This is a genomic window from Neobacillus vireti (genome assembly GCF_036962465.1).
In the GTDB taxonomy this organism is placed as follows: Bacteria; Bacillota; Bacilli; order Bacillales; family Cytobacillaceae; genus Neobacillus; species Neobacillus vireti_B.
In genome coordinates this window covers 30,129-32,448 of the sequence record NZ_JBALNF010000061.1, presented here as the reverse complement: position 1 = coordinate 32,448, position 2,320 = coordinate 30,129, and the positions used below count along the sequence as shown (strand labels likewise).

General features: G+C 35.3%; 5 protein-coding genes. 3 read left to right on the top strand and 2 right to left on the bottom strand.

Going from position 1 to position 2,320, the window contains the following annotated elements; translation table 11 throughout:
• A partial coding sequence (locus V7077_RS22265; RefSeq protein WP_335506010.1) for a hypothetical protein occupies positions 1-231 on the top strand: 231 nt, incomplete at its 5' end.
• Between the two features lie 122 nt (positions 232-353).
• On the opposite strand, the gene V7077_RS22260 is transcribed toward V7077_RS22265, so the two are convergent.
• Positions 354-521 carry an anti-repressor SinI family protein gene (locus tag V7077_RS22260; protein ID WP_335506008.1) on the bottom strand — a complete coding sequence of 56 codons (168 nt, stop codon included), beginning with the start codon at positions 519-521 and terminating at the stop codon, positions 354-356.
• 215 nt (positions 522-736) lie between these two features.
• Between V7077_RS22260 and V7077_RS22255 the strand changes: the two genes are divergently transcribed.
• On the top strand, positions 737-910 hold the full coding sequence (locus tag V7077_RS22255; protein ID WP_335506006.1) for a DUF3934 family protein: 174 nt from the start codon (positions 737-739) through the stop codon (positions 908-910).
• Positions 903-1,244 (top strand): n-acetylglutamate synthase, encoded by a 342-nt coding sequence (locus tag V7077_RS22250; protein WP_335506015.1) that lies wholly within the window; start codon positions 903-905, stop codon positions 1,242-1,244. Before V7077_RS22255 ends, V7077_RS22250 begins: the two co-directional genes overlap by 8 nt.
• A gap of 82 nt (positions 1,245-1,326) precedes the next feature.
• On the opposite strand, the gene V7077_RS22245 is transcribed toward V7077_RS22250, so the two are convergent.
• A partial coding sequence (locus V7077_RS22245) for an AI-2E family transporter (RefSeq protein ID WP_335506004.1) occupies positions 1,327-2,320 on the bottom strand: 994 nt, incomplete at its 5' end.

The following is a 2,320-nucleotide window of genomic DNA, read 5'->3' as shown; positions in this document are numbered from 1 at the left end:
ATGATGAAAAGAATAATAGAAAGCAGAGAAACCCATCTAAAGATGTTTCTTTGCCAGCATATTACTGATTTATCGGAAAACGGAGGGGAATTCATGAGCAAAACAGAAGAATTAAAACAGGAATTACAGGTATTGACCAGCCGGCGGGATCGGATGCAGAAGAACCTTTATGAAGTAGAAAAACGCATTAATGAAATAACAATTGAATTGAAAAAAAACAATACAAAGTAATCTTTTCATTGACCATTGTTTTTAATGAATCACGAATGAAAAATAAATAAGCCTTTAAAACTAGATTTACACATTTTCTCGTTATAAAGGCTTAATTTTATATGTTGTTAAACAATTTGAGTTTAAACAGAATAGTGATTCTGGTTATAATATGTCAAATCTTTGTTTTCCCTTTTGTCTTTCTCTTTTATTAAAAACTTTTTAAAGTCTTCTTTTTTTATGCCTGATTTCATAGCTTCTTTTACCAGCTCAACCCATTCTTTAGGAAAATCAAGCTCGTTTGTATTCATGGTAAACCTCCTTCAGATTTATTTAACACAAGAAAATGAATCAGCGATGGTATCCTTTTATAAAATTCGAAACAATTTGATTGTTTATGAGGGCAGAAGGTTGAATTGCTGGAAAGCTATCCAACACACGGACAAATAAGCTTTTTAATAACCGAGTCGATTGATGACTTAAACGAACCAGAGGTAACTCAAACGAATGATATGGAGGTGATGATATGAGTAAAGCGAAAGGAAAAGGTGGAACAGGGAGAGGAACAGGCAAGAAGGGTTGGAATCGTTGGCAAGCAGGTGCAAACAAAGCCAAGAGTGCAAAACCTTATACCAGTAAAGGGACAAAAAAAGCGGTTGTTGATCAGGAGTCCACTAATGGAGGGAGAAAGATTGATTAATTATAATCGGAGGAGATTTGTTTCAGTTGAAAACACTGCAAACGGAGAAGTTTCTTCAAACACGATGTTTGAATACAACCAAGAAGGGAACATCCTGACAGCCACCTATAGTGGAGGAGAAATCGTAAAAGGGATACTAATTGGTATAGTAAATGACAATGGCAGTTTACAGTTTAGATATAACCATGTGAACGTAAGAAACGAAATAAGAGGCGGTCAATGTTACTCTACTCCAGAAACACTGCCAGATGGAAGGATTAGATTACATGAGAGGTGGAAATGGACAGATACTGACCAAACTGAAGGAGAATCCATAATTGAAGAAGTTAAGTAACCTATGACCCTATCCTCATTATGGAATAAAAAAATCAAAATAAAACAGACCATCACTGTCCGTGAAATCTGTTTTATTTTGGCTACCTATTCTCGATTTTTCTCAATTTATAAAAACGAATGACATTTTTAAGCGTTACTTTAATAACAGAATAGAGTGGTATGGCGATAATGATTCCTATAAATCCATAAATAGCTCCTGAAATTAACAAAATGAAAATGACTGTTAACGGATGAAGATTCAGTTTTTTTCCCATAACTCTTGGTGTAACAAAATTACCGTCTATTTGCTGGGCAACGATTACAACGAAGACGACTTTCAATACCATAAACGGGCCTTGTAAAAGGGCGACAATGACGGCCGGGACCATACCAATCACAGGGCCAATAAAGGGTACAACCGTCATACACATGGCGAAAATGGCAAGAACTAGACTATTATTCAGGCCAATCATGCAAAAACCAATATACATCAGGATGCCATCCGATAACGCTATGATGCATTGTCCGATGATATACGCGGATAAAGTCTTATCGATATCAACCAGAATCAAATTTCCCTCTTCTACGTGTTCAACGGGAAGATTTTTTAAGAGAGCAGGCTTCAGTTTCTCGCCATCCCGTAAAAAATAAAAAACAATAAAGGGAACGACTGCAAGCACCGTTGCAATACTAGTGACAATGGAAAGGATATTTGTGATGTTTTGTTCGATATGATGCAAAAAGAAGTTTGAGAGGGAACTTGCTCTTCTTTCAATCATTCTTAATGAACTATTACCCAAGCTATTATCCTTAACTATATTCCGGGAAACATCTGAGATCTTATCTATCTTATTTGGAAATTGCTCCGAAAGCTGCTGTACTTGTTTTGCAATAGGAGTACCAGTAAAATGAACAAAAAGATATCCCGCCCCAATGAATAGGAGATAAACAATCAATATACTCAAATTTTTACTGATATATTTTGAAAAAAAAGTTACAAATGGCCTCATAATATAATAAATAATTCCGGAAATGAGAATTGGAAAGAATATCGTAGCTATTAATTTTTGAAACGGCCATACGAAGTAATCAATT